Annotated in this window: 6 protein-coding genes; 2 read left to right on the top strand and 4 right to left on the bottom strand. The window is 40.9% G+C overall.

What is annotated here, in order from left to right:
• Positions 1 to 17: 17 nt before the first annotated feature.
• On the top strand, positions 18 to 1,067 hold the full coding sequence (locus HK11_RS10975; protein ID WP_086555384.1) for a lysine-2,3-aminomutase-like protein: 1,050 nt from the start codon (positions 18 to 20) through the stop codon (positions 1,065 to 1,067).
• A 16-nt stretch (positions 1,068 to 1,083) separates the two neighbouring features.
• On the opposite strand, the gene HK11_RS10980 is transcribed toward HK11_RS10975, so the two are convergent.
• From HK11_RS10980 to HK11_RS10995, 4 genes are all read right to left on the bottom strand, one after another.
• Entirely contained in the window at positions 1,084 to 1,734 is a 651-nt protein-coding gene (locus HK11_RS10980) for a DUF799 domain-containing protein (protein ID WP_086555385.1), read from the bottom strand.
• On the bottom strand, positions 1,731 to 2,102 hold the full coding sequence (locus tag HK11_RS10985; RefSeq protein ID WP_086555386.1) for a DUF4810 domain-containing protein: 372 nt from the start codon (positions 2,100 to 2,102) through the stop codon (positions 1,731 to 1,733). Before HK11_RS10985 ends, HK11_RS10980 begins: the two co-directional genes overlap by 4 nt.
• 26 nt (positions 2,103 to 2,128) lie before the next feature.
• A complete protein-coding gene (locus HK11_RS10990; RefSeq protein WP_233127808.1) occupies positions 2,129 to 2,791 on the bottom strand; it encodes a CsgG/HfaB family protein in 663 nt (220 codons plus the stop codon).
• 323 nt (positions 2,792 to 3,114) lie between these two features.
• Positions 3,115 to 5,196 (bottom strand): glycosyltransferase family 61 protein, encoded by a 2,082-nt coding sequence (locus HK11_RS10995; protein ID WP_086555387.1) that lies wholly within the window; start codon positions 5,194 to 5,196, stop codon positions 3,115 to 3,117.
• Between the two features lie 1,073 nt (positions 5,197 to 6,269).
• Between HK11_RS10995 and HK11_RS11000 the strand changes: the two genes are divergently transcribed.
• A complete protein-coding gene (locus tag HK11_RS11000) occupies positions 6,270 to 6,449 on the top strand; it encodes a hypothetical protein (RefSeq protein ID WP_143216395.1) in 180 nt (59 codons plus the stop codon).
• The last annotated feature ends 520 nt before the right edge of the window (positions 6,450 to 6,969 follow it).

Here is a 6,969-nt window from a genome sequence, read left to right on the forward strand (position 1 = left end):
AAGAGGAGGACAGTGATATGGCAGAGAACGATAAAGCGGGTGTTCTACCGCGTAAGCTGCTCCGTACGCCACAGGATCTGATTATTGCAGGCTTAGCACCTGCTGAACAGCGTGACGCGCTGGAGGCTGTGGCCCGGCAATATGCGACAGCGGTGCCGCCGGCATTTCAGGCATTAATAGAAACGCCGGATGACCCGATTGGTCTCCAGGTTATTCCTTCTCCTGAAGAGCTGCTGATAACACCTGAGGAGCGCTCTGACCCCATTGGTGATGAGGCACTTTCACCTGTGCCGGGCATTGTACATCGTTATCCTGACCGGGCGTTGCTGAAACCGCTCCTTGTATGTCCGCTTTATTGCCGCTTTTGTTTCAGACGTGAGCATGTCGGTCCCGATGGTGGTGTGCTTGATGAAGCAGCACTTGATGTCGCATTGAACTGGCTGAGTGAGCACACGCAGATTCAGGAGGTTATTCTGACGGGGGGAGACCCTCTGATGCTTTCGCCCCGCCGGCTTGAGAAGATTATGCAGGCTCTTTCAGCTATGCCTCATGTTACGACGATTCGTCTGCATACGCGTGTGCCGGTTGCGGCCCCTGAGCGAATGACACCGGCTATGCTTGATGCGCTGGAATCTGATAAAGCTGTCTGGGTAGCGGTGCACATTAATCATGTACGTGAGATGACCCCCGCCGCGCAGGATGTTCTCAAACGTCTGGTCAGACAGGGTATTCCGCTGCTCGGGCAGTCTGTTTTGCTACGTGGTGTGAACGACAGCACAGAAGCACTTGAAGCTTTGTTTCGTGCTATGGTTGCTGTGCGTATGCGCCCTTATTATTTGCATCAGCTGGATCAGGCCCCGGGTACGGCGCGTTTTCATGTGCCGGTTGAAGAGGGACAGCGTCTTCTGGCTGGTTTGCGGGGGCGTGTTACAGGCCTGGCATGGCCTGTTTATGTACTCGATATTCCTGGTGGCTACGGTAAAATTCCGCTTGGCCCAGGTTATGTTGATGGCCCGCTTGAGGTGCGTGATCCCTTTGGGCAGAGCCATCATCTCGACCGGCTTTAGGAGCTGAACGGTTGTATTAATCAGTGCCGTAGCGGGGGTTTCTGGGGCCGTAGAGAAGACCATCAGGGGGGCCGGCAGAGAGCAGGCGAGCATCTGTCACACGGGCGACTGAAAAGCTCTCGTCACTCAGAGAGCCAATGGTTTGTTTAATCAGTGCACCCACGATACCGTTCATCTGAAAGCCACCTGCATCCTGATCAGTGGCGCTGGCAGAGCCACTCCATAAAATACTGCCGTCTTTCAGGTCGACCAGCCTGGCTGAAACCGTGACAATCGTATTACTGCTCAGAATATTGTAAGACGTGCCGTAAGAGGTGACTGTGCTGTAGAGCGCGGCATCGGCACCGAAAATAGCACGTAATTTTGCAGCAGGCACCTGCATAATGTCGTCTGGTGCATCCAGTCCGTTATGGCGGAATGTCTCCATTTCTACAGCTACCGGCACGACGTAGTAACCATCTTCCGCAATTGGCATCGTCATTTGAGACATGACACCTGCCGTAGCCTTGATATCGTTTGTGTGGTTGACCGGCGGCATAACCAGAACAGAACGGGGCCTGGCGTTACGAAATGCTGTATAGTCAGGCGGAGACTTGCTGGCGCAGGCAACCAGAGTAAGTGTGGCAGACAGGCTGGCGCATAGTCGCAGGGCGCGTGAGAATGTCATGAAGATGCCTTTTGTGTCGGCCGGCCAAGATTTTTTAGCAGGAAGTCCATGTAGGTCGTGGATTCAGGAAACTGCATTTTTTCTTTATTCAGCTCCTGTTGTGCCTGGTCAGTTTTACTATCCGCAGCGTAGAGCATACCCAGATGCGCATGAAACCCGGGTGGCAGAGCCAGGTTTTTTGCCGTTGCTTTCTGCTCGTCTTTTTCCAGATCGAGAATCTGCTTTGTCGGGTCGGTTGTGCCCTGCATATAAACATATTGCCGGGTCTGAAAATTCTGCCAGCTATACAGGGGCGGTGTGCTCTTGCCACAGCCTGCCAGCCCCGACAGCAGCAGCAGGCTGGTCAGTGTTTTTTTTGATAGTATCATGTAGTGTCAGAGCCCGTTGCTGAAAATTATCGCATCTGTCCGGCATCGACCTGCTGCGCCAGGTGGTTCACCGCATCCTGAATTGCCAGGTCAAGCACCTTGCCGTTGAGCGTTGAGTCATAACCAGCCGTGGTGCCAAAGCCAATGATATCGCGGTTTGTCAGTTTATATTCAGCGGCTCCTTCACTGGTGGCCACAACCTGTGAAGTCAGAGGGTTAACAATCTGTATACTGACTTTGGCATATGCGATCTGATGGCGGCCATGACCAAGAATGCCAAACAGCTCCATATCGCCGGTTTCTTTACGGCCAAAGGCGGTAACATCACCTGTAATCAGATAGTTTGCGCCTTTAATTGATTGCTGTTCTTTTAAAAAGCCCGCTTCAAGCTTGCCTTCTGTCAGGTTGTCGCGGTCCATCACATTAAAGCGCCCGCTTTGCTGCAAACGTGTCAGAAGGATGGTGCGGGCCTGGTTGCCAAGACGGTCAATGCCATCAGAGAAAATACCGTTCATATAGTTTGAACGATTGGCAAATTTACCAGCAGCGATATTAACGCGTGGTCCGTTATAGGGGGTCTGGGCGCTTGCAACGACAGGCACCGGGACTGTGTGCGATGATTCGGTTGCACATCCCGATAACAGTAAACCAGCCAGCATGAAGCTGCTTACACACCGTATTGAACGCAAGGCTTTTACTCCGGGGATAAACATTACATTTTTGTTTATGTACATGATTTTAAATTAATCCAGAATGTAATTTGGTCCTGTTTCTTAAAGAGTTCTCTGATCTGCTCTTCCGTAAAACGACAACGTCTTATCTGTTCGTGCCCGTCGCGATCGGAGACTATTTTTAAACGGCTACATTACCGGGGGAGGGGGTACATTAGTATTTGTCTGCCAGTTTTCGTCGGCTGGAACAGTGTGACAACTCTTCCAGCCTGAAAATTATCTCCATGAGAGGTCAATTTAAGCCTGCAGACTTAAAGATGACAGCATCTCCTTTGATTTGCTTATTGCCTGTACATTTCCCTGGGAGCTATTAAATTCATTTTTTTTTCTTCATGTCGTTCTATTTCATCAAAGAATAATTTTATTTTTTCTTCTTTTATTGAGAAATAGTAGTTATTATTTGAATCAACGCTGGTTTCATCGTGATAGCACAGAAAGTTCTTATCGTTATAAATTCTTCCAAGGTTAACCTGAACTTCCGTTAATGGATTTAAGGTACCGATGGTCATGCCATAAGAGTTAAAAACAGATGCATGCTGCGCTGATCCATGTTCACCTACCTGACATGAGGTATTCGCCATAAGATCGATTTGTTCTTGTATAGGAAGTGTTTCAGGGCGTACAATCGAGAAGCCTCTTGATGTGGCCATTTCTTCAAAAAAGTCTTGTTGTACAAAAATCCTTTGATTGTTTTTATTTTTTTCCCAGGATTTTCTTGATAGACAAATACGTTTGAATGGTCTGTCAGAAATCATATTTCTGGGAATGTTATCATAAAACTCTTTTATGAAGCCATGAAATTTATAGTGTCGGCTTGGAAAAGACGAAAGAATAACATTGTTTAAATGAAAAATATCATTTTCATGGTCAAAAAAGATTAAGCTTTCTTCTTTTATTCCCAAAAGATAATTTAACAGATCTATGGCCCATTTAGGGGTCTTTTTTGGTATTATAAATTTTTTATTATAAAAATCATCTCCAATATGTTTTTTTATGGCGCCTAAGCGTGGAAGGTCGTCAACCAGATAATGACCATAACATCCATAACCTGCACTAAATGCAATTATGACTTCGTCATCTATAACACGTGTTATGTTATCTTTTTCCGGCTTTTTCCAAAATCCATTTTTATATTCGTCTTCAGCGACAAAAGATAAATATGTTTCGAAATTAATTAACCGGCCGTTTGACCATATACAGGCATGGCCAGATAAAGCTATATTTTTCATTCTGACAACATCTATAGATGATATAGCATATGAATGTTGAGACTGGCCGGATATAACGGGATTGGCGTCGTTTCCAATGACAGATATGTTATCATTTCTATTAGATATATAATTATCAGAAACTATTGTGTTTTCATAAAATATAGAATCATTTTTTACCCAGCTTTCTTTACTTAATGATTTAAAGCTAATGGCTGATGATTGATTGTCGTTCGATAGCTCTTCTTCGGAAATTCCATCGTGTACATAAGATTTAAATAAATCTTCAGGTAAGAAATTTATATTATTTTTTTCGAAAAAATCTATATTAAGTACGTAAAAATCCAGTATAAAATCATTGAAAGCATTTCGGCTTGAAAATCTGTTATAATCAAAATTACTACCCATATGATCTAATTTTTCAATGAGATCATATAAATATTCTTTAAATAGTTTGTTGTTTGATTTTGAAAATAAAAATCTTTTATTAAATCCATAACCATCAAATGTTATCGAAATATCGCTTGATTTTATAATATTACTAATATTTGACACACATATTGAACAAACATCTGAAGATACTCCGCCTTCTTTATATAAAGACGCTACAAGAAAAAAGTCAGACTTCGCTTGCGCTACCGCAATTGAATTATATACTTCTTTCATTTTATGGCTAAATTCATTTTTTAAATAATCAGATGACATTTGATCATCGTAGCATTTATATATAAAGTTCTTATTTTTATTATAAAATCCAATATTTACAATTGAATTATATTCGTATTTATTTTTATCAGGACGGCATTGTCTGATTATGTTGTTATAAGAACCGTCATTAAAATCAGAATAAAATAAATTTTTATTTTTTTCGTTTTTTATGGAGTATTTTTGACTTAAAAAGTCAAATAAACCCATCCATAAAAAATCAACTTTTCTTTTAAACACATAATAAAATGCATTTATTAAACCGGATTCTTTATTTTCACTTATTAATTTATTCATATATTCTTCACTTATATCAATTGAAGAATTATTTCTTATAAAATTATCTAGAGCATTTTTGCCGCTTTCATCTAGATATTTACATAGATTTATGTATTCTTTTTCAATGAATTTTTTTTTCCAATTTATAATTTGTAGTTCATTAAACAACATTTAAACATCCTGAGGAAAATTTATAAAGGTTCTTATATTCTAATTCGAAGTGAGAAATTTGCAATAAAACAAGAGAGTGAAGGATACTGTCAAATAGAGAGACCGAAGAGCCTGTGGTCATGTCACATTAAGTGAGGAACGAAAGTCTGTTCAATAAGTTATAAGCAACGTCGTTCTTCAGGTGAAGTGATCGCTCATGCGGTCTGTTTGTATTGTCAATTTTCACTAAGCTACGGCCTTGTCATATTATATAAAACGATCCGTCGGTGGTGCTATGAATTCGGTTTGTCTTATGCTGCCAGATAGAGCTAAAAACCGCCAATTGAAGTTCCTGAATCCTGTTTTTGAGGACCAGTTGAAATAGTATCGTCACTTTTCCAGCCTGAAAATTAGCCGGATTATCATCAGATGTAACTCTTCAGATTTAAAAAGACAGTACCCCCAGCAATTTTCTTAACGACACAAACTTAACATGATGGCATCGTATTAACCTGACGGCATCCTCTGAGAAAATCTACATTTTTAGTTTTTAAGCAAACAGGTAATACGAGTCAGGAAATGATGATAAATAGTAAATTGAAAAAATAAGTGTTTATATATCAATGAATGGTTTTTCCTGGGCTAAAGAAAATTCAAGTGTGGAATATAGTAAAAGTCTATCAATTGAAAATTCCATAATGTTTAAAAAATACAAAGAGGTAAATGGTAATTATTATTTTTATACAGTAAATTATCTTATTAATAATTTACCTTAAAAAATATTTGATTTGTATATTCAGGGGTATGAAACTATTGTATTTGGCGCTTATCCCGTATTTATTAAAGGTGAAAATGCAAAAGACATAGTGTTTACTCAGCATTAGTCTTTAAGCATTTGGAGTGGCCCATATGGCTCTTTTGGTGCCGGGTGCTCGTTATGTGTTTTTACGTCTGGAGGGAGTGCTAATGGAGGAGATGGACAAGCCGCTCTCTCGGGCCTTGACCCACGTCTTGGAGCGTTCTCTATCGCTAATGGTGATAATGCTATTGCGGCGTTTTACATTGGCCAGACTAACAATTTAACCCGGATGGTTTTGCGTGTAAAAGCGTTTGATGCTCAGGGCGCAATGCTTGAGGAACCTTTAACATTTGAACAAATTAAAGAACTACATCATGGTATGTATATAAATACAAATATAATTTCTCCCGATATAAATTTAAAAAATAATTATGGTGGTTTTAATAGTAATAATTATACAGAAATTATTAGTTGATGGAAGAATAACAGAGTTAATGTTTATGGATGGCCAATTCTCGGTTCAGTAGTGATAAAAAATAGAAAATATAATAAAAAATCAATAGTGCCAGATACACAATTAAAAAACGGAAAATGGAGTAATTTTGATCAATTTTCTTCTTATACATCACCGGATTTATATAGATAATGCTTCAACCTGGCGTAGTGATGATGGGTTCATTGCCAAAGACTAGCATTACAGCTCTATTTTGTGGTGGCTTCTGAAACTACAGGAGCCCGTGCTCAGGGCTTCATAAAAGATGGAGCGCTCTCTGAAGAGATACTGGAGTTGTGGGTATCTGAGGCTTCGGGCGGAGGAAGGTGTCAGTTGATAAAATAAATCAGCTGCACAGTCCTTCTCAGAAAATCATTCCTTAAAAAATGAAGAGCCCGATAGTGACGGAAATGATGAGCTGAGTTCTGTTGTGTAGCAGATGGAGGGTTCGAAGAACCGTTGGTTGATGCGCTTGGTTCGTGATTTCAGGCTTTTGGCGATT

The organism is Acetobacter sp. DmW_043, assembly GCF_002153485.1.
Taxonomy (GTDB): domain Bacteria; phylum Pseudomonadota; class Alphaproteobacteria; order Acetobacterales; family Acetobacteraceae; genus Acetobacter; species Acetobacter thailandicus.